This is a genomic window from Kutzneria viridogrisea DSM 43870, assembly GCF_000525635.1.
GTDB classification, from domain to species: Bacteria; Actinomycetota; Actinomycetes; order Mycobacteriales; family Pseudonocardiaceae; genus Kutzneria; species Kutzneria viridogrisea.
Window position 1 is genome coordinate 6,746,739 of record NZ_CP007155.1, and the last position, 21,324, is coordinate 6,768,062.

Consider the following 21,324-nt stretch of genomic DNA (forward strand, 5'->3'; position numbering starts at 1 on the left):
TTTGCTGGGTAATTTCGGGCAAGGTTGGCGCCCGCGGGGGCAGGAGCGCGATGAGTTCAGCAGTGGAGAGCACGGTCCAGTTCCGCAAGGTTGGCACTCGACGCAGAACGGTCAAAGCGGGCTGGCTGCGACCGGTCGGCGCGGGCCAGGTCGCGGTGTGGCAGGTCGCGGCGCTGGCCGTGCTGGCGACCGCGATACCGCTGGGCCCAACGGGAATCGCCGTGATCGTGCTGGCCGTGCTGGCGGTGGCGCTGACCTCGGTGCGCAGCAGCGGGCTGTGCCTGTACCAGTGGCTGCTCGTGCGGCTGGGCCACGCGGGCGCACAGCGTGCGGTCCGGCGCCTTGCCCCGCAACAGGATCCGATCGCCGCCGTGCTGCCGGGGCTGACGGTGCACCGGCACGTCGACCGGGCGGGCAACCGGGTGGGCGTGGCACGCGTGGACGACAGCTGGATCACGGTGGTGCGCCTGCTGTCCGAGCCCGACACACCGGCGCTGATCGAGGCGCTGCGAGCGGCGCACAGCCGTGCGGACATCCCGTTGGCGGGCGCGCAACTGGTGGTGTGGGCGGCGCCCGCACCGACCGCTGTCGGGCCGGGACCCGTTGAGCCCGTGCGGATCCACTGGCTGGCCCTGCGCTACCGGCCCGCCGACGCCCCGGGCGCCACCCTGGCCAGGGGCGGCGGCACGACCGGGGCCGAACGGGCCGCCGCGAGCGCCGCGCTGGGGCTCGTCGGCCGCCTGGCGGAGGCGGGACAGGCCGGTGCCGTGCTGGACGAACCCGAACTGCGCCAGGACCTGCTCGTGGCGCTGGGCACCGATCCGCGTGCCTTCGCCGGTGCCACACCGGGGTCACGCCCCGAGGTCAGGGTGGAGCAGAGCTGGCGCACCTGGTCGATCGGCCGACTGCACCAGGCCTGCTTCGCGCCCGCGGGCAACCGGGCCGCCGTGGAGCTGCTGGGCGAGCTGGTGCCGGGCAGCGAGTTCACCTGCACCTCGTTCCGGCTGGGCCGCACGCCCGGCGGCACCGTCGAGGCGAGCACCGGGGTGCGGATCGGCTTCCAGCTCAAGCACGCGCCGCGCCGCCTGGACCGGGTGCTGCGCGGGCTGGCCGGTGACCTGGTGCCGCTCAACGGGCGGCACGGGAACCACGTCCTGCGGACGCTGCCGCTCGCCCTGGACTAGGGTCCGGCTGTGCGGGTAGCTGTGGTCGCTGGTTCCGATCCTGGTCACGTCTTCCCGGCGATCGCGTTGTGCGAGCGGTTCGCCGGGGCCGGGGACGCACCGACGCTGTTCACGGCCGCACGGTGGGTGGACACCGCCATCGGCGCGGGGATCCCGGCGCGGCGCATGGCCGATTCGCCGCCGAAGCCGGTGGACGACCAGGCCGATCTGGGCCGCGTGCTGCACGAGGGGGCCGCCGCGCTCGCCAGGGTGCTGGCGCCGCGCCTGGCCGAGGTCCAGCCCGATCTCGTGGTCTGCGACGTGCTCGCACCGGGCGGCGCCCTGGCCGCGGAACTGCTCGGCGTGGCTTGGGCGCAGTTGTCCCCGCACCCGCTGTACGAGCCGTCCAGCGGCTTGCCGCCGATCGGCACCGGGTTGGCCGTGGGCACCGGGGTGGGCGGCCGACTGCGGGACGCGGTGCTGCGGGCGGCCACCGCGCGGTCGACCAGCCAGGGCGTCCGGCAGCGGGCCCAGGCGCGGCGCGAGATCGGCCTGCCCGCGGACGGTCCGGGGCCGGTGGCACGGCTGATCGCGACCCTGCCCGCGCTGGAAGTACCGCGACCGGACTGGCCCCGCAACGCCTACGTGGTCGGCCCGCTGCTGTGGGAACCGACCCAGGACGTGCTGGAGCCGCCGCCCGGCGAGGCGCCACTGGCGGTCATCGCGGCCTCGACCTCGACGAGCGGGGTGGACGGCCTGGCCGAGATCGCGCTCGACGCCCTGCGGGGCACCGGCGTGCGGGCGGTGGTGACCACGTTCGGGCCACCGCCCGCCGGGCTGCCCGCCTGGGCGCGGGCCGGTCTGGGACGGCAGGACCTGCTGCTGCGCCAGGCCTCGGTCGTGGTGTGCGGCGGAGGGCACGGCACGCTGGCCAAGGCGATGCTGGCGGGCACACCGGCCGTGGTCGTGCCCGGTGGTGGCGACCAGTGGGAGCTGGCCAACCGGGCCGCGCGCCAGGGCAGCGCCGTGGTGGTGCGGCCACCGCGGGCCGAGGCGCTGCGTGAGGCCGTGCGGCGCGTGCTGGGCGATCCCGGTTACGCCGAGGCCGCGGCGCGGGCGGCCAGGAGTGCGGCCAACGTGCGCGACCCGGTCCAGGTGTGCCGGGACGCGCGCTAGCCGACCATGCCGCGAACCGTCTGGTACACCCGGAGGATCGCGCCGATCAGCGGCACGATGGCGATCAGGCCGGTGAACTCGGCGAGGTCCATCAGCCGGGACCAGTACGGCGAGCGCAGTCCGCGGGTGACCCGCAGCGAGTGCACCAGGCACAGCACGGCGGCGAGCACGAGCGCACCGGCCGCGCACAGGGTGAGGACCCGGTGGTCCTGGGCGATCAGCCACCAGCCGAGTTGGGCGAGCACGAGCACGCCCGCCAGCAGGAACACCACGCGCGCGGCGGTGCCGGTGTAGGAGCGCGAGCGGAGCAGCCACACCAGTCCCAGCACCCCGGCGAGCGCGGCCTGCCAGGGCGAATCCTCGGTGAGCAGGGCGAAAACCGAGCCGACGACCACGGCGGCGGTCGCGGCGAGCAGACCGGTGAGGATGTGTTCGGCGCCCGAGGTGCGGTCCAGCACGTCGGGGCCGAGCGTGGGTTCCTCCTCGGCGCGGAAGGACTCGATGTCCGCCGGTACCCGGGGCAGCGGCAGCTTGCCCAGTCGCAGCGCCATCATCGGTGCGAGTGCGGCGATCGCCGTGGCCACGGCCGCCAGCACGGCGGCGGGCCCGGCCACCGAACTGCCGCTGAGCAGGACCACCGCCGAGGCGACGGTCCCCAGCCCGGCGGCCAGGGCCGCGCCGCCGAACCAGGCGAGCCGGTCCGCGACCAGCACGGCGGACAGCACCCCGTAACCGGTGACGGCCGCGAGTCCACATGCGACAGAGCCGGGTGCCAGTGCCACCAGGTTGGGCGGGGCCGCGGTCAGCCCGGCGACCAGCGCGGCGCCCAGACCCGCTGTGGCACAGGCGGTTCCCGAGTCGGCGTCCCCGTAGGCCCTGGCCAGCGCACCGCCCGCGGCCAGCAGCACCAGGGCGTAGGCCCCGCAGGCGATCGGCGCCCACAGCGTGCCCGCCAGCCCGGAGCCGAGCAGCACGGCGGCGCCGAGCAGCACCGCCACGGCGGCGAACTGCGCTGCCCTGCGGGCGATCCGCGGTTGCCAGGTGCCGGTCCTGGTGCCCGCGGCGCTGGCGATGGCGTCCACCACGTCGTCGAACAGCAGCGGCACGGCCTGCCGCTCGCGCGGGCTCAGGTGCAGCACCTCGCCGTCGCGCAGGCCCACCGCGGCCACGGTGAGCCCCGGCGGGAACGGCGAGTCGCCGAGCCGGGACAGCACCCAGCCCGGGTTCTCCGCTGAGGCCTGGCCCTCCGCCCCGGACAGCCGCACCAACTGGGGCAGCAGCTCCGCGAGCGTGCTCTGCACCGGCAGGGCCACGTCCACCCTGGCGCGAGGGGTGACCACCGTGATCCGCCGGGTGGTGGAGATCATCAGCCCAGGTTCTCCATCCGCGAGGCGGCCTCGATGACGGGGGCGAAGCGCGCGGTGGTGGCCTCGGCGAGCTTGGCCAGCCCGTCGTTGACCGCCTCCAACACGATCTCGCCCAGGTCCCGTGCGTTGTAACGGCGCGCGGTGTCCGGGTCGATGCTGATCTCGGTGAACCGGCCGTCCCCCTTGAGCGAGACGGTCACCTCACCGCCACGCGAGCTGCCGCGCACCTGCATGGTCTGCACCCCGGCCTGGATGCGCTCGACCTCCTCCTGCTGGCGGCGCACCTGGCTGAGCAGGTCCTCCACGTCGACCCCGGTCTCCCAATCCATGAAACGCCCTTTCAACTGCGCAGGTGGAAACTGGACACGAAGCGCTGGAAGTCCGGCACCACCCGCTCGGCCTGGGAGGGTGTGCAGGTGCAGGCCAGTTCCACGGCCACGTGGTGTGCGGTGTCGGGCAGCGGCACGGCCAGGTGCACCTGGGACTGCACCAGCCGCAGCGGCCCGAGGAGCAGGTCGAACACCTGGGTGAGCCCGGGGGTCAGCGCGGACTCGATGTGCTTGCGGCTGCGCAGTTCCAGCTCGGTGGCCAGCTCGGTCAGCCGCGCGCGGGCCGCGTCGGCCGCCGCGTCCAGGTCCACGTGTTCGGCCGGATCGCCCACGCCCACGGTGATGTTCGGCCGGAACTCCCCCTCCGGCACGGGCAGCACCACGATCAGCACCGCACCGGTGTCCGCGGGGTCAACGGCCTGCCAGCCCTCGGGCACGTCCACACCCAGCGGCACGCTCACCAGGGCCACCCCACCGCGCTGGCCGCGGCCGATGCGGTGTGCTCCACCGACTCGATCGCGTCGTGGCCGTAGTGCTGGGCGGTGTGCCAGACCTTCGGCACGTCCACGTCGATGTCCGCGCCGAAGCCCGCACCGACACCCAGCGCGGCGCCCACCTTGAAGTTGACCTTGACGTGCCCGTTGTCCCAGGTGGCCTGCCCGTCGAGCTGGGCGCCCAGCCCCACCTCCAGCTCCCCCTTGGCGCCCACGCCGATGCCCGCCACGTCCACCGCGGCCGCGCCGGTGAGCTTGGCCCCGGCGAAGGCGTCGACGTGCGCGGCCACCCCGTGCAGGCCCGCGTCCAGGTGCGCGTTGGCCTGGCCGCCGACGAACCCGCCCACGTCCCCGCGCGCGGTCACCGGCCCGTCGGCCAGTACCCCGGAGGCGCCCGCGTCCAGCAGGGTCGCCTTGAGTGAACCGTCCACTCGGAACTGTCTACTGTGGATTCCCACTCCGGCCTCGACCGTGGCGCGCGGCCCCGCGTAGAGGTGCAGGTCCCCGCTGGCGTGCTCGCCGTGGCTTTCCAGCTTGCCGCCCCAACTGGCGTCACCGAGCACGCTGTGCTCCTCGGACAGCTTCCACAGCGACACGTTCGTCTCGTGCCACAGCTTGCGCCCGGTGGAGGCGTGCTCGGGCAGTTCGGCCGCGCCGAACGGGGTGTCGTCCTTGCGCGGGGCCCTGGTGCCGGTCAGTCCGTCCGCACCGAGCTTGTACCAGCCGGAGTTGGCAAAGGCCGAGGGCACCGAACGGGGACGCTTGCGCCCGTTGAGGATCTCGTCGCCGATCCAGGTCAGCGGCCCGCGCTTGAGCTGCTCGAAGTCGATCTTCACCGTGCCGGGGCCCTCGTGCTCCGGCGACTCCACTCCGGACAGTCCGAAGAGCTGGCGCAGCGCCGAGGCGAGCCGCTCCTCCACGGTGCGCGCCGCGGACACGGCGGACTCGCCGAGTTGCTTTGCCGCACTGAGGAAGGCGCCGACCTGGCTGGCCGAGGCGGTGCGGGCCTGGTTGATCAGGTCCTGCGCGTAGTGCACGAACTGCGCGCGAACGTTGTCCATTGTGGACATCGTGACGCTGATCGCGGCACCGGCCATGGCCAGCCGCTGCGACTCGGTGCGCAGCTGGGCGGCCACCTCGTTCAGGTCGGCGGAGAGCTTGACCGCCGAACCGTGGAACGCCTCGTGCGCGCTGCCCTGCCAGATCGGCGCCAACTTGGCGTCACAGGAGGTGAACTGGCCGCCGACCGAGGTCAGCCGGGCGGCCTGGTCGGCGTGCCGCTGGGCGGCGGCCCGCAACGCGGCCGGGTCCCCGGTCACCAGCTGGCGGCACTTGTCGACCACACCGAGGTAGGACTGCAACACCGAGCCCACCAGCCCGGACAGGTCGATCAGCGTGGCCGTCACCGGGCCGCGACCTTGCCGAGCCCGGTCACCGAGATGTGCTCGGTCACGGTCTGCCCGTGCACCGGTACCTGCACGTCCACGTCCACGTCGTGGTCGGCGGGCAGCTCAACCTTCGTGCTCTCACCGTCGATCGTCGTGGTGACGGTGATCGTGTTGTTGCTGGGCATCGCCGGAGTCGTCGGCGTGCCAACAGGTGTGGTGGCAGGCGTGGTGGCAACAGGAGTCGGCGCGGGATCGACGGGGATCCAGCTGTTCGCCGTGTTGGCGGTGTTGCCGGTGAACCCGTTGAGCGCGGCCGGGGTGTAGTTGGTGATCGGGTTCGTGGCCGCGGCCTGCTGCACGGCCTGCTGTCCGGAGGTGGAGGCCACCGGCGGCGGGGTCTGCGGTGCGGTGACGGGCGTGCTGCTGACGGTGCTGGTGTCGGTCGGCGTGCCGCCCCCGGTGGCCGCCTGCGACTTCGAGCCGCCGAACAGCTCCTCCAGCTGACCGATGATGCCCGCCAGCGTGCTGAGCTGGGTGCCGAGCTTGACCACGCCCAGGGTCTTGAGCAGCGCCCCGATCGACTCGATGAACGCGCGCAACGAGGCGCTCGTCGCGCTGGACAGCGCACGTGCCGCTGCGTGCGTCCACGGGTTGGACATCAACGCGGCCACCGTCGGGTTCACCGCCGAGACCACCGACTGGTAGGCGTGCTGGGCCGCCTTGACCAGGCCGCCGGCGACGCCGAGCAGCTGGGCGCCCTCCTGCACCACCTTGATGATCTTCTCGAAGGACTGCACCGAGTCGGAGATCTTCTTCAGCGCCCCGTCGGCGGCCTTGCCCGACCACACCTGGGCGAGCTGCTTCTCCGCCTTGGCGAACTCGTCCATCAGCGAGATGAAGTGCCTGGCCTTGTCCAGCACCTGCGTGACGTGCGTCATGATCTGCTCGGGCGAGCCGGTGACGATCCTGGGCAGAAAGGTGATCGGTCCACCGCCCGCCGCCGTCGCGTCCATCGCGCTGGAGTTCGGGAAGATGTACACCTCGGGTCCCCTCTCCTGGGGTCGCGCGGGTCAGAGGGAGGTCGCGGCGGCCATCGGCCGGTAGACGCGGACCGTCGCCAGTGCACCGAAGTCGGGGGTCACCAGGCCGTGGTTGTACAGGCGCCCGCCCTGCCCGGCGATGCCGATCACCGAGCCGGAGCCGTTGTCCACCACCACCACGTCACCGGGGTGCACCCCGCCGGGGACGTCCCCGAAGTCGCGCGCCACCCCGGCGTACACGCCGAGCACGCCGACCCCGGCCTGGTGGTCCGGGCTGGCGTCGAGCCAGTCGGCGAACTGCCCGCCGTCCTGGGCGTGCAGGCCCGCCGAGGAGGCGTGGCCGAGCCCGGCCTGCCCCAGGTAGTCCAGCACGTTGCCCACCGAGTTCGGGTCCCCGGTGGCGCCGATGCTGTCGCTGACCGCGTGTGCCGCGACCGCGCTGGCCGCGGGGCTGGACCAGGTGCTGGTCGGGCCGCTGTCGGTGCCGCCGCCACCGCCGAAGCCCTGCGCGATGGCGCGGTCGGCCTGGTCGTAGTCGTCGGCGCTGCGCTTGACCAGGTCGTTGACGGCCTGCAGGCCCTTGAGCAGCGACTGGAGCGCGGCCACCTGCTGGGCCTGCATCGCGGTGTTGCCCGAGGCCACGGCGTCGCCGATGGCGGCGAACGAGGTCGGCGCCACCAGCAGGGACTCCAGGCCGAGCACCGCGTTGATGGTCTGCAGGATGATCCCGCCGACGTTGCCCGCAGCCGCGCGCATCGCCTCGGGGCGCACCTCGTACCGGCCCGACTCCATCCCGCTGCCTCCCACCGAGCTCACAGGTCCACCGATTCGGCGGTCAGCCTATGGGGGCGCCGGGGCAGCCCTGGACGGCAAAAGTACCCACTACTGCCGACGGCCCACGACGTGCAGAATGCCGACGCGTGAGTGTCGTGCAACCGCCCAGTGGTGAGATCCAGCTCCAGTCCCCGCCGATGCTGCCCAAGGGCGGCGGCGGGCAGGGCGCCACGCAGCTGCTGTTCTTCCTGCCGATGATGCTGGGCATGGGCGTCATGTCGTTCGTCTACATAGGACGCAGCGGCGGGGTGATGACCTATGTCTTCGGCGCGCTGTTCGTGGTGTCCATGGGCGGCATGGTGGTCATGTCACTGGCCAAGGGCGGGGTGGCCAAGAAGGCGCAGATCAACGAGGAGCGCCGGGACTACCAGCGCTACCTGGCCGGGCTGCGCGGGCAGGTCCGCGAGGTGGCCGACCGGCAGCGGGTGGCGCTGACCGCGACCCAGCCCGATCCGGCCGACCTGTGGGCCTTCCTGGCCCGTGGGCGGCTGTGGGAGCGCCACCGCGCCGACCCCGCGTTCGGCCGGGTGCGGGTGGGCACCGGCCCACAGCGGCTGGCCACCCCGTTGCGCGCCCCGCAGACCGTGCCGCTGGAGGACCTGGACCCGGTGTGCTCCACCGCGTTGCGCCACTTCATCCGCGCCTACGCCACCGTGCCCGACCTGCCGGTGGCGATCTCGCTGCGCTCCTTCGCGCGGATCGTCGTCACTGGGGAGCGGGAGTGCGCGCTGGAGCTGGTCCGGTCGGTGCTCGCCCAGCTGACGGCCTTCCACTCCCCCGGTGATCTGCGGGTCGCGCTCTGCATTGCGCCGCAACGCACTCCGGAGTGGGAGTGGGCGAAGTGGCTGCCGCACAACCACGCTGGCGGCACTGACCCCACCGGCCCGTGCCGGTTGGCGGCCGACCAGGTTGGGGTGCTCGCCGACCGGCTGGGCCCCGACCTTGGCGACCGGCCGCCGTTCAACCGCAAGGGCGCGACCCTGGAGTTCCAGCACGTGGTGCTGGTGGTGGACGGCGGGCAGCTGGGCCAGGACGCGCGGCTGGCGGCGGCCGGTGGGCGGCACGGGGTCACCGTGATCGACGTGACCGGGGGCGTGCCGGAGCAGCCGCCGGGACCGGACGAGCTGTGCCTGCACGTGGTCGGCGACCGGCTGGGCATGGTGGTCGGCGACGAGAACGAGCGGCGGATCGCCCTGCTGGGCAAGCCGGATCGGCTCGACCCGGCCTCCGCCGAGGCGTTCGCGCGCCAGCTCACCCCGTTGCACCGGGCCGCCCCGGTGGTGTCCGAGGCACCGATGGCGGCCAACTTCGGGCTGCCCGGGCTGCTGGGCATCGGCGACCCGCGCGACCTGGACACCGCGATCACCTGGCGCCCGCGCACCGCCCGCGAGCGGCTGCGGCTGCCGCTGGGCGTCGACCCGGACGGCCGGCCGGTGGAGCTGGACCTGAAGGAGTCGGCCGAGGGCGGCATGGGCCCGCACGGGCTGGTGATCGGGGCCACCGGGTCGGGCAAGAGCGAGCTGCTGCGCACGCTGGTGATCGGCCTGGCCGCCACGCACTCCTCGGAGACGCTGAACCTGGCGCTGATCGACTTCAAGGGCGGCGCCACCTTCGCGGGCATGACCGGCCTGCCGCACACCTGCGCGGTGATCACCAACCTCGCGGAGGATCTGTCCCTTGTGGACAGGATGGGTGACGCGATCAAGGGCGAGCTCGTGCGCCGCCAGGAGTTGTTGCGCGCGGCCGGGAACTACGCCTCGGTGCGCGACTACGAGCGCGCTCGGGCGGGCGGTGCCGCGCTGGACCCGCTGCCCTCACTGCTGGTGATCATCGACGAGTTCAGCGAGCTGCTGAGCAGCCAGCCGGAGTTCATCGACCTGTTCGTGATGATCGGCCGGCTCGGCCGCAGCCTGGGCATCCACCTGCTGCTGGCCTCGCAGCGGCTGGAGGAGGGCCGCCTGCGCGGGCTGGACTCGCACCTGTCGTACCGGATCGGCCTGCGCACCTTCTCCGCCTCGGAGAGCCGTTCCGTGCTCGGCGTGGCCGACGCGCACCAGCTGCCGCCGGTACCGGGTTCGGGATTCCTGCGTGTGGACACCGAAACGCTGATCCGTTTCAAGGCGGCCTACGTCTCCGGCGAGCTGCCGCCGCGCGGGGTGGCCGCCAGCGGACCCGCGCCGATGCGCGCCGTACTGCCGTTCACCCTCGCGGCGACCGAGATCCCGCAGCAGGTCCGGCACGAGGTGGCCCCGGCGGAGTCCGGCGGGGGTGAGTCGATCATGGGCACGATGGTGGACCGGTTGACCGGCAAGGGCCCGGACGCGCACCAGATCTGGCTGCCCCCGCTGGGCGACCCGCCGACCCTGGACCACCTGCTGCCGCCGATCGGCACCGACCCCGAGCGCGGCCTGTGCCCGGTGGGCTGGGGCGGCAACGGGCGGCTCACCGTGCCGATCGGCGTGGTGGACAAGCCCTTCGAGCAACGCCGTGACCTGCTGTGGGCGGACTTCTCCGGCGCGGCGGGCAACGCCATCGTGGTCGGCGCCCCGCAGAGCGGCAAGAGCACGTTGCTGCGCAGCCTGATCGGCGTGCTCGCGCTGACCCACACGCCCGTCGAGGTCCAGTTCTTCGTGCTGGACATGGGCGGCGGCGCGCTGCGGCCGATCGCCGGGCTGCCCCACGTGTCCGGCTACGCCACCCGGCGCGAGGCCGACCGGCTGCGCCGCGTGGTGGCCGAGGTGTCCACGCTGCTGACCCAGCGCGAGCAGTTCTTCGCCGCCAACGGGATCGACTCGATCGCCACGTTCCGCCAGCGCCGCGCGGAGTTCCAGGAGAGCGAGGAGGGCCGCGAGTTCGGCGACGTGTTCCTGGTCGTGGACGGCTGGGCCACGCTGCGCGAGGAGCAGGAGGCCCTGGAGCAGGCCGTGATCCGGCTCGCCGCACGCGGACTGGGTTTCGGCGTGCACGTGGTGGTGTCGGCCAACTGGTGGATGGGGGTGCGGCCCCAGCTGCGCGACGCCGCGGGCACCCGGTTCGAGCTGCGGCTGGGCGACCCGGCCGACTCCTCGATCGACCGCAGGGCGGCGCAGAACGTGCCGACCGGGGCCCCGGGGCGCGGGCTGACCAAGGACAAGCTGCACTTCCTGACCGCCCTGCCGCGCGCCGACGCCGACCAGCGCATCGGTTCGCTGGCCCAGGGTGCCGCCAAGCTCGTGGAGGCCGTGAGCGCCGCGTGGACCGGCCCGCAGGCGCCTCGGGTCCGCCTGCTGCCCAAGCAGGTGTCGCTGGCCGAACTGCCCGCGGACACCGGCAAGCTCGTCCCGCTGGGCATCGGCGAGTCCGACCTCAAGCCGGTGCACCTGGACTTCGCCGCCGACCCGCACTTCCTGTGCTTCGGTGACGTCGAGTCCGGCAAGACCGCGCTGCTGCGCACGATCGCGCGCGGCATCGAGCAGCGCTACACCGCCGAGGAGGCCGCGATCATCATCGCCGACTACCGGCGTGGCCTGCTCGACTGCGTGCGCGGCCCGCAACTGCTGGGCTACGCCGGTTCCGAGCCGGTGCTCAACGGGTTCGTCGCCGAGGTGGCACAGGCCATGCGGGGGCGCATCCCGGGCCCGGACGTGACGGTCGAGCAGCTGCGCGATCGCAGCTGGTGGACCGGTCCCGAACTGTTCGTGGTGGTCGACGACTACGAGCTGGTCGCCACCACGGGGCGCAATCCCCTGGCCCCGCTGCTGGAGTTCCTGCCGCAGGCCCGCGACATCGGCCTGCACCTGATCATCGCCAGGGCCAGCGGCGGCGCCTCCCGCGCGCTGTTCGAGCCGGTGGTGCAACGGGTCCGCGAACTGGGCTCGCCCGGCGTCATGCTGTCCGGCTCCCCCGACGAGGGCCCGCTGCTCGGTGAGGTCAAGCCCACCCAGCAGCCCCCCGGCCGCGGCCACCTCGTCCGCCGCCGCGCCACCACCAGCCTCATCCAGGTCGCCTGGTCCCCCTCCTAGCCGTATCCGAGCGTCATGAAGGTGCCGTTGCGGACGTTCAACGTCCCAAACGGCACCTTCATGACATCGGGGCAGCGGGACTCGCGGGCTGGGGGCGTGCCGCGGGGCCCTGTGGGTATAAGTGCCGTCACCTTCACCGGCGTTTGTGCCGTTTGCTCGGGGCGCTGGAATTCCTAGCGTTGTGCTGCGAGATCACCGGTCTAGTGAGAGGAGGTGGATCGCCCGTGAGCAGCCCCGGCTACACAGCCGATGCACAGGCGATGACGCGCGCGGTCCAGGGCTTCGAGGAGTGCTCCGCGAACGCCAAGAAGACCATGTCGAACCTGGAGAACGACCTGGTCTCCGCGCTGAGCCACTACCAGGGCAGCCAGGCGGTCTCCTTCTGGAACCTGCACACGCAGTTGCAGGAGAAGATGCGGGTCGCCAGCAACGAGCTGGACACCATGTCCAACCTGGTCAACCAGAGCTTCCACAACTACGGCAGCGGGGACGCGACGGTGTCGCAGAGCCTGAACAGCCTGTCGAACACGGTGGACGCGGGCGGCGCGGTGCTGGGCAGGCTGTCCGGCGGAAGCGCGCTGGCCTGAGGGAACGGAGACCAGAGATGACAGCCGACCAGATCAGCGTCGACTTCGCGGCGCTGCAGGTGAGCGCCCAGACGCTGGGCATGAAGGCCAAGGCCCTCAACGAGTACCTTGACCAGCTGCACACCAACCTGCAGCCGATCAAGGCAACCTGGTACGCGTCGGGCAGCTCCGCGGGTCAGGCCGCCGAGCAGGCCGAGACGCGGCTGCGCCAGGCCACCGCGGACATCGCGAACATCATCGCGCAGTTCGCGGGCAAGGTGAACGAGGCGCACGACCTCCAGTTGACCCTGGAGAACAAGAACGCCCGGTACTTCGCCTGACCGGTGTTCACCCGCGCCCCGGTGGGCCGCCCGCCAGGGGCGGTCCACCGTTGGGCGCCACAGGCACACAGGGAGCTGACCAGAGATGCCGGACCAGTCCTTCGCGGTCCACCTGGAGTCGCTGACGCGCTTCGCCGAGGAGCTGCGGACCCAGCTGGACGGTGTGGGCAAACCGATGGACCAGCTGGCGGGGCTGGCGGGCAAGCCGGTCCTGCTGGGGGACTTCGGCGAGGCCCTGTCGCTGCACGAGCGGACGCGAGCGGCCATCGGTGAGATGCACGGCCTGCTCGACCAGGTTCGGCAGGCGATCGAGTTCGCGCAGAACGTGACCAAGACCGTGGCGACCGGCTACGAGCGGCTGGACGAGGACATCTCCGCTGGTATGCGGGTGTCGGCCGACTACACCGACAGCGGTCTGGTTGGCGGGGTGGTCGGTGGCGTGCTGGACACGGTGTCCGGCGTGCTCGGTGACGGGGAGGACTGAGCGAGATGACTGGCAAGGGGCACGGCCCGCGCACGAACTTCGCCCAGTACAGCCACGAACAGCTCTACACCATGCTGTTCGCCAGCCAGCCGGAGACGGTCAGCTCGGCGGCGCAGGTGTGGGACAGCACCGGCAAGAGCCTGCACGACAACGCGGGCGACCTGGAGTCGCAGCTGCGTGGGTTCCAGGACAAGTGGCGCGGTGGCGCGGCCGAGCAGTACCGGACGATGATCACCGATCTGGCCCAGGGCATCCGCAAGGTGGCCGACACGGCCTTCGCCATGCGGGACCTGACCAACGAGGCGGGCGACTCGCTGGGCATCGCACGGGCCAGGATGCCCAAGCCGGTGAACGTGCCGCAGGTGCCGCCCTCGGTGCTGAGCCTGGCCACGACGCAGATCACCGTGCAGGCGGACACGCCGCCGCAGGTGGTGGCGCAGATGCAGCAACAGCAGTCCGAGGCGATCGCGGCGATCCGCAACCAGCAGCAGGCGGCGGCCGCCTCCGACGCGGCACACGCGCAGGCCGTGGCCGTGATGAACGAACTGGCCGGGGACTACGCCACGGCCGAGTCCTCGATCCCGCCCTCCCCCAACGCCGACCAGGTGCCCAACCCCGGTCAGGCCACGGGGTCCGATCCCGGCACCGCCAGCGGGGCGATCCGCAACCCGATGGTGAGCTCGCACAACTCCTGGGACGTGCCAGGGGTGGGCGCCACCACGCTGCCCGCGGGCACGACCCAGGTGCCGACGAGTTCCCCGCTGTTCGGCGGCATGTTCACCGCGGGCCTGGGTGCCGCCTCGGCAGCCGCGTTCGGCCGCTTCGGCTCGATCATGCCCAAGCTGCCGCCGTTCCTGAAGCAGAAGCAGGACGAGCAGAAGAACGGGGCGAAGTCCACCGGCACGCCCAAGCTGGGCGATTCCGTTGCGCTCAAGGGCGGCGGCGGGATCGGCGGCGGGGCAGGGGGAATCGGCGGCGGCGGGATCGGCGGCGGGACGGTGCCCTCGGCCAACGCGAGCATGGTGGCGGGCGGATCACCGGGTGCGGCGGGCGCCGCCGCGCTGGGTGCGGTGGCGGCCGAGGCCGCGGGAGCCAAGGGGATGGGCGGCCCGATGATGCCGATGATGCCGATGTCCGGGGCGGGCGCCGGGGACATGGGCAACGGCAAGCGGATCCCGCCGTGGCTGGTGGAGACCGAGGACGTGTGGGGCGAGTCCTCGGCCGTGACGCCGGGCGTGATCGGTGAGGACCTGTAGCCGTGACCAGACTGCTGCTGACCGACCAGCAGATCGCCCAGCACGCCTACGACGCGGGCTTCCGCGGTGACGCGCTGACCACCGCCGTGGCGGTGGCGATCGCGGAGTCGCACAACAACGCGCACGCCGTGGGCGACGTGTCCCTGGAGACCGCCAAGTGGGGGCCTTCGGTGGGGCTGTGGCAGATCCGCTCGCTCAACCCCGGCCACGGCACGGCCGCGGAGCGGGTCCTGCGCGACGAGCAGGCCAACGCGGATCCGGCAACCAACGCGCGGCACGCCTACGCACTGTCCAACCACGGCAGGAACTTCCGTCCGTGGTCGACCTACACGGGTGGCGACTACCGGCGCTACCTGAACCGAGCCCGCACCGCGGGCGGTCAGGTCGGCGGCACTCCGGCGGGGGGCGCTGCCACGCCGTCCACCGGGTTCCAGGCACATCCCCCCAGCCTGGAACGGGCCGCAACCGACCTGGCCGCGCAGGCCGATGTGATTCGGTCGGTGCACGGCGCGGTGGGTACCCCCAGTCCCGCCGCGTCGGCGTTCGGCGGCCTGCCCGAGTCCCGGCAGGCCGCCGAGGCGCACACCAGGACGGTGGCGGCGATCGCGGAGCGCGTCGAGCAACAGGCCCAGCGTGCCGCCGTGCTCAGCGGCGGGCTCCGGGACAGCGCCGCCAACTACCTGCACGGGGACAGCACCGCCGCCACCGCCTACCGTTCGCTGCTCGACTAGCATGGTGGTGGATGCCCTCTGCGACACTGGCCGTCGCAGAGGGCACCGTCATGTCACCGGCGCGGGCGTACCCCCAGTGACCTCACGTCCCCGCCTCCGCGGTGCGGGGTCACTTGCCCCGGTAGGAGTCCCCGGTGTCGCAGGTGGTGACGGCCTCCGGCTCGTCGATGGTCAGCGAGTCGGCCGAGGCGAACCCGGTGCTGTTGTCGTCCTCGTTGGTGACCAGCACCAGCGGAGTGCCGTCCTCACCGTCGGCGTAGCACAGGGCCACGACCTGCTGGTCCTGGTCGCAGGTGCTGACCACGTCGGCGTCGGCGGAGGCGTCGGCCGAGATGGGAGTGCCGTCGGAGTTGCAGTAGGCGACCGTGGAATCGGTCGGTGAGGCCGGGGCGGCCGAGGCCATCGGGGCCGCGAGCACGGCCATTCCGACAACCGAAATACCGACCGCGAGCTTGGCGAGCTTGGACATGGTGGTCCTCCTCGTACGTTTTCGGTGTTCGCCCAGGAAAGTTCTGGACGGGACCGAGTCTTGCAGACAATTGCGCGGCCAGGACGTACACGTTCCGGTGAGGACACAGTCCGGGCGGATTCCCGGTCCGGGTGAGCCGGGGCCACCTGTTCAGACCAACGAGCCCCCAGCATGACGGACAAGAAACCTCGGACGGCCGGATCGACCAAAGGCTGCGGGGTTCGGCATACTTTGGACACATCGCCAGCTCACGGTGACCGGAAAATACTTGCCATGTCACGAACGCGGGTTTCCGCGTGGGGAAACCGCGATACCGAACCCTCCACCCCCGATCGTCCCAGCCGCCTACACGCCCGAGTGACGGCCGCCCGCCGGCAACGGATAGGCGGCACGGCGGCACGGAATATTCGGATCACTCGCTCGGGCGACTGATGACGTTTGTCGCCCGGTGCTAGTTTCGCAGGTGTTCATTGTGCGAGTTCACTCAGGGGGGCGAGGACCATGGCCCTACCGCGCGAATTGGTCGACCTGACTGACACGTCACCATTGGAATTGGTCGAGCGCGACGCGGAACTGAATCATCTTGACTGCCTGGTGCGTGATTGTGCGGACGGCCGGGGTGGGGTCGTGCTGGTCGCCGGTGGGGTGGCGACGGGCAAGACGGAGCTGTTGTACGCGTTCGCCGAGCGGGCTGCCGAGCGGGCGGTGGTGCTGACGGCGACGGGGTCGCGGGTGGAGCGGACGCTGCCGTTGGGTGTGGTGTCGCAGTTGTTCCACTCGGTGGCGGTGCCGGCTGGGGTGTGGGAGCGGGTGACGGGCCTGCTGGAGGAGGGCATGTTCACCGCGGCGCTGTCGGATCCGGAGTCGGAGACGGTGGAGCACGTCCGGGCGAATGTGGTCAACGGGTTGTGCTCGGCGCTGGTGGAGGTCGCGGGTGGGCGTCCGCTGGTGATCGTGGTGGATGACTTGCAGTACGTGGATGTGCCCTCGTTGCAGTTGTTGTTGTTCCTGGTGCGGCGGGTGCGTACGGCGCGGGTGGGTGTGGTGCTGGCCGAGGGGGTGGGTCCGGTGCAGGCCCGTCCGTTGTTCCACGGGGAGCTGACTCGCCAGGCCCGGTTCCGCCGCGTGCAGGTCGCCCCGCTGACCGAGGCCGGGGTGGCCCGGGTCCTGCGCGGCGCGGGCGGTCTGGCCGAGTCGGTGCACTGGCTCAGCGGGGGCAATCCGCTGCTGGTGCGCAGCCTGCTCGACAACCACGACGCCACGGGCGCCGCCTTCCACCGCGCGGTGGCGGACTGCCTGCGCCGCGGTGACCCGCTGCTGCTGGCGGTCGCGCGCTGCCTGGTGATCGCGGGGCCGGGCGTCACGGTGGCAGCGGTCGCCCAGGTGCTGGCGGTTGAGCCGGACGCCGTTGTCGGCGCCCTGGACGTGCTGGCGATGTCAGGACTGTTGAGCAGCAACGGGTTCCGGCACGAGCAGGCCGTGGCCGAGGACATGCCCGCGAGCGTGGCGGCGGACCTGCACCACCGGCTGGCGAGTCTGCTGCACGACCGGGGCGAGCCCGCCACCGAGGTCGCGCGGCACCTGGTGGCGGCGGGCAGGGCCGAGGCCCCGTGGGCCGTGCAGGTGCTGTGTGAGGCCGCGGACCGGGAACTGGTCGCCGACCAGGCGCAGACGGCGATGTCGTACCTGGAGCTGGCCGCGGACCAGTGCGCCGACGGGCCGCGGCGCGCGTCGATCACGACGCGGTTGTCGGGGCTGGAGTGGCGGCTGAACCCGGCCAGCGGGGCGCGGCACCTCAACCGGCTGACCGCGGCGATGCGCGCGGGCCACCTGGCCGGCGCCGACGCGAGCACCTTACTGCGCAACCTGCTGTGGCACGGCCGGATGGACGACGCCGGGGACATGCTGGAGCTGCTGGACGGCGCAGACGAGCAGTACATCACCGCCCTGTGGCTGTCCGCCTCCTACCCCACCCTGCGCAACCGGGTGCCCGAGCTACCGGTTGCGCCGCAACGCGGTATCGACCCGCGTGTCCGTGCGGCACAGGCGTTGCACGCGGTCCTCACCCGTGGACCGGTCGAGGAGGCCGTGACGGGCGCGGAGCAGGTCCTGCAATCCACCCGACTTGACGTGATGTCGTTGGCGCCGTTGGACAACGCCCTGTTGGCGTTGATCTACGCGGACCGGTTGGACAAGGCCGCGCCCTGGTGCGACCTGCTCCTGCAGGAAGCCGCCGCCCGCCGCGCCCCCGGCTGGCAGGCCCCCTTCGCCGCGATCCGCGCCGAGATCTGCATCCGCCAGGGCGACCTGCCCCAGGCCGAACGACACGCCCGCGCCGCACTGGACCACATGTCCCCGCAAGCCTGGGGCGTGGCCATCGGCGTGCCCCTGGCCACCCTGCTCATGGCCACCACCGCCATGGGCAAACTGGAGGACACCGCGGCCCTGTTCACCCAGCCCGTGCCCCCCGCCATGCTGCAAACCCGCCACGGCCTGCACTACCTGCACGCCCGCGGCCACTACCACCTGGCCACCAACCGCCTGCACGCCGCACTCGGGGACTTCCTGTACTGCGGGGAACTCATGCGCGCCTGGGACCTGGACCTGCCCGCCCTGGTGCCCTGGCGGACCAGCGCGGCCGAGGTCTACCTGCGGCTGGGCAAACGCGACCAGGCCCGCGACCTGGTCGAGGAACAGCTGGGCATGCTCGCCGCCGGGCCCTCCCGCAGCCGGGGCATCTCCCTGCGGCTCAAGGCCGCCACCAGCGAGGAACCCCACCGTCCCGCCCTGCTCAAGGACGCCGTGGACCAACTCCAGGCCGCCGGTGACCGGCTGGAACTGGCCCGCGCCCTGGCCGACCTGTCCACCGTGCACCAGGCACTGGGCGAGCCCAGCCGTGCCCGCATGGCCGCCCGCCGCGCCTGGCACGTCGCCAAGGGCTGCCGCGCCGAAACCCTGCTGCCCGCCAACGAGGACCACCTCGGCGGCTCGGCGGCCACGGCGCTGAGCGCGGCCGAACGCCGCGTCGCCGTGCTGGCCGCGGTGGGGCACACCAACCGCGAGATCGCGGGCAAGCTCTACATCACCGTGTCCACCGTCGAGCAGCACCTGACCCGGGTCTACCGCAAGCTCAACGTCAACCGGCGCTACGAGCTGTTCAGTCGAGACGACCAGGTCGCCAGCCACGCGCACGACCCCGTCGCACCGCGGCGGTGACCACCCCGGCCAGCACCGCCACGACCACCCCGGCCAGGGCCAGCCCACCGAGCAGCCGGTCGCGGGCGGGCGGTCCAGGGGCGGCAGCGGGCTGCACAACCGGTTGCGCCGCGGCGGAGGGCGTACCGCCGGGGGCCGGGGCGCTCGCGGGCAGCGAGGAGGACACGGCGGTGTAGGCGTCGAGCAGGCCCCAGCCCAGCTTCGGGTCCGGCCCGCCGCCGGGGGGCCTGCTCGCGGTCAGCGTGAGGCGGGCGGTGATCTGGTCGGGGGTCATCGCGGGCCGGTACGCGCGCAGCAGCGCCACGGTCCCGGCCACGTAGGCGGCGGCGAAGGTGGGGTCCTTGACCGGCCACAGGTGCCCGTCCTTGCCCGCGGCGCCGGCGGCGGTGCTGACCAGGTCCGCACCGGGCGCGGCCAGTGCCACGTAGTCCCCCGACTCGGTCTGCACGGCGGCCCCGGCGGAGTCGGCGGCACCGACCGCGAGCACCCCCGGGTCGGCGGTCGGGTAGCTGCGCGCACCGGCCTGCGTGGCGGCGGCCGGGGACACCACCACGGCGCCCGCGGCACGCACCTGCTGCACGGCGGCCCGCAGCGCGGGACTGTCCGATGTGGACGGCACGGCGACCAGGATCGTGCCCGCACCGGCCTGTTGGGCCCTGGTGATGGCGGTGGCGAGCTGGTTGGGGTCCCCGGGGCCCTCCCCGTTGGTGTAGCGCACCCCGATCAGCCTGGCCTCCGGCGCGATGCCGGTGAAGGTGGTCGAGTCCTCGGGCTGGGCGCCGACGATGCCCGCGGCGAAGGTGCCCCGGCCGTCGCAGTCGGCGACCCCGCCCGCCCTGCCGACCACGTCGATGGCGCCGAGCACCCGCCCGTGCCCGAACTGCGGGTTGTCCGCGTCCAGCCCGGTGCCCACGATCGCCACGACCTGCCCCGCGCCACGGGTGAGCGGCCAGATCCGGGTCGGGTCGACCAGCTTCTGCGGCCACGGGGCCGGTTCGGTGTAGACGGCCTTGGGCACCGCGCAGCCCGCGGCGTGCGCCGGGGGCGCGGCCAGCACCACCAGCGGGGCGGCCAGGGCCAGCACCAGCAGTGCCCTCACCGCGGGACCCACAGCGTGACGCGGGTTCCCCTGCCCGGCTGGGAATCCACCCGCGAGTGCCCACCGACCTCGGTCAGCCGGGCGGAGATCGACTCGCTGATGCCGAACCCGGCGGGTCGCCGGTCCGCGTCGAACCCGGTGCCGTGGTCGCGGGCGATCACGGCGATGCCGCCGTCGCGTTCCTCCACGCACAGCACGACCTCGTTGGTGCCGGAGTGCTTGATGGTGTTGCGCAGGGCCTCGCGGGCCGCGTCGCGCACGGCCCTGCGCCGGGCCTCGGGCAGCGTGCTGTCGTCCACGTCGGCGAACACCAGTTGCGCGCGCAGCCCCTCCCGTGCCATCTCGGTGGCCAGCACGGTCAGGTCCTCGCCGAGCCCGGCGGGCGGTGTGTCGGCGGGCTCGGACAGCATGCCGCGCAACTCGATGGCCTGCGCGCGGGCGATGCCCCGCAGTTCGGCCAGCCGGGCCGCCGCGTGCTCGCCGTCACCGGGGGCGGGCAGCGCCATCGCCTCCAGCGCCTGCAACACCGTGTCGTGCAGCTCCCTGCGCACGCGGGCGTCCTGCGCCTGCTGACCGCGCCGGATGCCGATGCCCAGCGCGAGCCGCGTGCCCAGGCCCACCAGCATGAGCCCGCCCGTGGCGGTGACCAGCGCGACGCCCAGCACCGCGGCGTTGGCCGCCAGCTCGGCGGTGTCGGCCTCGCGTCCCGCCAGGGCGCACATCGCCAGTTGCAGCGGCACGCTGAGCAGGGTCAGGCCCGCACCGGAGGGAATGCCCCAGGCGACCGTCCACAGTGCCACCGACCCGACCAGTGCCATCCAGCTGACGGCCGTGGCCAGGCCGTACGAACCGGGCGGGGTCGTCGCGGCCACGGCGAGGTTCGCCGACACCGCCAGGAACGCGTCCAGCAGCAGCAGGCCGCGTGCCGCCCGGTACCGCAGTCCCACCACGCGCAGGACCCACACGATGCCCAGGGTGTTGAGCGCCAGCAACACCAGCGCGATCAGCGTGGTGGCCGCGGGCAGTCCGCTCGGCAGCAGCGTCACGGGCAGCACGAACAGCCGGAACACCAGCGGCACCAGCACGACGTAGCGGCAGGCCCGCATCAGCAGCGAGTCCGGTTCCAGCTCGCTGTCGGTCTCGCACATCGCCGAGATGCGGCGCCAGCCCGCGATCGGCGCCGGGTCGACCACCAGGTCGGGCACGTCGCGTGGGGTGGCCGCGATCACCGGGGCGCCGCGGCGCAGCAACTGCACCAGGAAGCGCGGCACTCGCGCCTGGTACCCAGCCGACGACATCAGGACCCCTCCGATGACCCGCCCCCACACGGCCATCCGAACCTACCTGGGTGATCCATTCCTCACGAGGTG

At 72.9% G+C, this 21,324-nt stretch carries 18 protein-coding genes; 9 read left to right on the forward strand and 9 right to left on the reverse strand.

From position 1 onward, the window contains the following. Window positions 1–50 precede the first annotated feature (50 nt). On the forward strand, window positions 51–1,184 hold the full coding sequence (locus KALB_RS29720) for a type VII secretion protein EccE (RefSeq protein ID WP_042220935.1): 1,134 nt from the start codon (window positions 51–53) through the stop codon (window positions 1,182–1,184). A 9-nt stretch (window positions 1,185–1,193) separates the two neighbouring features. After that, entirely contained in the window at window positions 1,194–2,339 is a 1,146-nt protein-coding gene (locus tag KALB_RS29725; protein WP_025359325.1) for a glycosyltransferase, read from the forward strand. Here KALB_RS29725 and eccD read toward each other — a convergent pair. The 6 genes from eccD to KALB_RS29755 are packed head-to-tail and all read right to left on the reverse strand — an operon-like array spanning window position 2,336 to window position 7,773. Continuing rightward, window positions 2,336–3,706, reverse strand: a complete 1,371-nt coding sequence (eccD, locus tag KALB_RS29730) for a type VII secretion integral membrane protein EccD (RefSeq protein ID WP_025359326.1) — start codon at window positions 3,704–3,706, stop codon at window positions 2,336–2,338. The two genes, KALB_RS29725 and eccD, sit on opposite strands and share 4 nt — an antisense overlap. After that, window positions 3,706–4,035, reverse strand: a complete 330-nt coding sequence (locus KALB_RS29735; RefSeq protein WP_025359327.1) for a YbaB/EbfC family nucleoid-associated protein — start codon at window positions 4,033–4,035, stop codon at window positions 3,706–3,708. Before KALB_RS29735 ends, eccD begins: the two co-directional genes overlap by 1 nt. An 11-nt stretch (window positions 4,036–4,046) precedes the next feature. Continuing rightward, the gene (locus KALB_RS29740) at window positions 4,047–4,496 is read right to left on the reverse strand and encodes a hypothetical protein (RefSeq protein WP_030110070.1); all 450 of its coding nucleotides are present in this window, start codon (window positions 4,494–4,496) and stop codon (window positions 4,047–4,049) included. Beyond that, on the reverse strand, window positions 4,493–5,935 hold the full coding sequence (locus KALB_RS29745) for a WXG100 family type VII secretion target (RefSeq protein ID WP_025359328.1): 1,443 nt from the start codon (window positions 5,933–5,935) through the stop codon (window positions 4,493–4,495). The genes KALB_RS29740 and KALB_RS29745 overlap by 4 nt, the downstream gene beginning before the upstream one ends. Next, window positions 5,932–6,957 carry a WXG100 family type VII secretion target gene (locus tag KALB_RS29750; protein WP_148309716.1) on the reverse strand — a complete coding sequence of 342 codons (1,026 nt, stop codon included), beginning with the start codon at window positions 6,955–6,957 and terminating at the stop codon, window positions 5,932–5,934. The genes KALB_RS29745 and KALB_RS29750 overlap by 4 nt, the downstream gene beginning before the upstream one ends. Window positions 6,958–6,987: 30 nt before the next feature. Then, window positions 6,988–7,773: a WXG100 family type VII secretion target gene (locus tag KALB_RS29755; protein ID WP_236650054.1), complete on the reverse strand. Its 786-nt coding sequence runs from the start codon at window positions 7,771–7,773 to the stop codon at window positions 6,988–6,990. Window positions 7,774–7,877: 104 nt separating this feature from the next. Between KALB_RS29755 and KALB_RS29760 the strand changes: the two genes are divergently transcribed. The 6 genes from KALB_RS29760 to KALB_RS44380 all read left to right on the forward strand — a co-directional run bounded on the left by KALB_RS29760 (window position 7,878) and on the right by KALB_RS44380 (window position 15,170). After that, a complete protein-coding gene (locus tag KALB_RS29760; RefSeq protein WP_025359331.1) occupies window positions 7,878–11,792 on the forward strand; it encodes a type VII secretion protein EccC in 3,915 nt (1,304 codons plus the stop codon). Window positions 11,793–12,016: 224 nt separating this feature from the next. Further along, entirely contained in the window at window positions 12,017–12,379 is a 363-nt protein-coding gene (locus tag KALB_RS29765) for a WXG100 family type VII secretion target (protein ID WP_236650055.1), read from the forward strand. Between the two features lie 17 nt (window positions 12,380–12,396). Beyond that, a complete protein-coding gene (locus KALB_RS29770) occupies window positions 12,397–12,699 on the forward strand; it encodes a WXG100 family type VII secretion target (protein ID WP_025359333.1) in 303 nt (100 codons plus the stop codon). Window positions 12,700–12,784: 85 nt separating this feature from the next. Beyond that, window positions 12,785–13,183, forward strand: a complete 399-nt coding sequence (locus tag KALB_RS29775) for a DUF2563 family protein (RefSeq protein ID WP_025359334.1) — start codon at window positions 12,785–12,787, stop codon at window positions 13,181–13,183. A 5-nt stretch (window positions 13,184–13,188) separates the two neighbouring features. Next, the gene (locus KALB_RS29780; RefSeq protein WP_025359335.1) at window positions 13,189–14,439 is read left to right on the forward strand and encodes a WXG100 family type VII secretion target; all 1,251 of its coding nucleotides are present in this window, start codon (window positions 13,189–13,191) and stop codon (window positions 14,437–14,439) included. Window positions 14,440–14,441: 2 nt separating this feature from the next. Continuing rightward, window positions 14,442–15,170, forward strand: coding sequence for a transglycosylase SLT domain-containing protein (locus tag KALB_RS44380; RefSeq protein ID WP_025359336.1), 729 nt, complete (start codon window positions 14,442–14,444; stop codon window positions 15,168–15,170). Window positions 15,171–15,279: 109 nt separating this feature from the next. Here KALB_RS44380 and KALB_RS29790 read toward each other — a convergent pair whose 3' ends face one another. Next, complete coding sequence (locus KALB_RS29790; protein WP_025359337.1) at window positions 15,280–15,639, reverse strand: hypothetical protein; 360 nt, start codon at window positions 15,637–15,639, stop codon at window positions 15,280–15,282. Window positions 15,640–16,140: 501 nt separating this feature from the next. Between KALB_RS29790 and KALB_RS29795 the strand changes: the two genes are divergently transcribed. Next, the gene (locus tag KALB_RS29795) at window positions 16,141–18,855 is read left to right on the forward strand and encodes an AAA family ATPase (RefSeq protein ID WP_042220938.1); all 2,715 of its coding nucleotides are present in this window, start codon (window positions 16,141–16,143) and stop codon (window positions 18,853–18,855) included. Here the strand turns inward: KALB_RS29795 and KALB_RS29800 are convergent. Together KALB_RS29800 and KALB_RS29805 are read right to left on the reverse strand one after the other, a co-directional pair. Beyond that, window positions 18,797–19,954, reverse strand: coding sequence for a S8 family serine peptidase (locus KALB_RS29800; RefSeq protein ID WP_042222690.1), 1,158 nt, complete (start codon window positions 19,952–19,954; stop codon window positions 18,797–18,799). The two genes, KALB_RS29795 and KALB_RS29800, sit on opposite strands and share 59 nt — an antisense overlap. Beyond that, on the reverse strand, window positions 19,951–21,252 hold the full coding sequence (locus tag KALB_RS29805; RefSeq protein WP_025359340.1) for a sensor histidine kinase: 1,302 nt from the start codon (window positions 21,250–21,252) through the stop codon (window positions 19,951–19,953). Before KALB_RS29805 ends, KALB_RS29800 begins: the two co-directional genes overlap by 4 nt. Window positions 21,253–21,324 lie beyond the last annotated feature (72 nt).

Excerpts from the sequence above, each read along its gene's own strand:
- KALB_RS29780 (WP_025359335.1), top strand. The coding sequence starts at position 13,189 with ATGACTGGCAAGGGGCACGGCCCGCGCACGAACTTCGCCCAGTACAGC.
- KALB_RS29795 (WP_042220938.1), top strand. The coding sequence starts at position 16,141 with ATGGCCCTACCGCGCGAATTGGTCGACCTGACTGACACGTCACCATTG.
- KALB_RS29775 (WP_025359334.1), top strand. The coding sequence starts at position 12,785 with ATGCCGGACCAGTCCTTCGCGGTCCACCTGGAGTCGCTGACGCGCTTC.
- KALB_RS29720 (WP_042220935.1), top strand. The coding sequence starts at position 51 with ATGAGTTCAGCAGTGGAGAGCACGGTCCAGTTCCGCAAGGTTGGCACT.
- KALB_RS29805 (WP_025359340.1), bottom strand. The coding sequence starts at position 21,252 with ATGTCGTCGGCTGGGTACCAGGCGCGAGTGCCGCGCTTCCTGGTGCAG.
- KALB_RS29790 (WP_025359337.1), bottom strand. The coding sequence starts at position 15,639 with ATGTCCAAGCTCGCCAAGCTCGCGGTCGGTATTTCGGTTGTCGGAATG.
- KALB_RS29735 (WP_025359327.1), bottom strand. The coding sequence starts at position 4,035 with ATGGATTGGGAGACCGGGGTCGACGTGGAGGACCTGCTCAGCCAGGTG.
- KALB_RS29770 (WP_025359333.1), top strand. The coding sequence starts at position 12,397 with ATGACAGCCGACCAGATCAGCGTCGACTTCGCGGCGCTGCAGGTGAGC.
- eccD (WP_025359326.1), bottom strand. The coding sequence starts at position 3,706 with ATGATCTCCACCACCCGGCGGATCACGGTGGTCACCCCTCGCGCCAGG.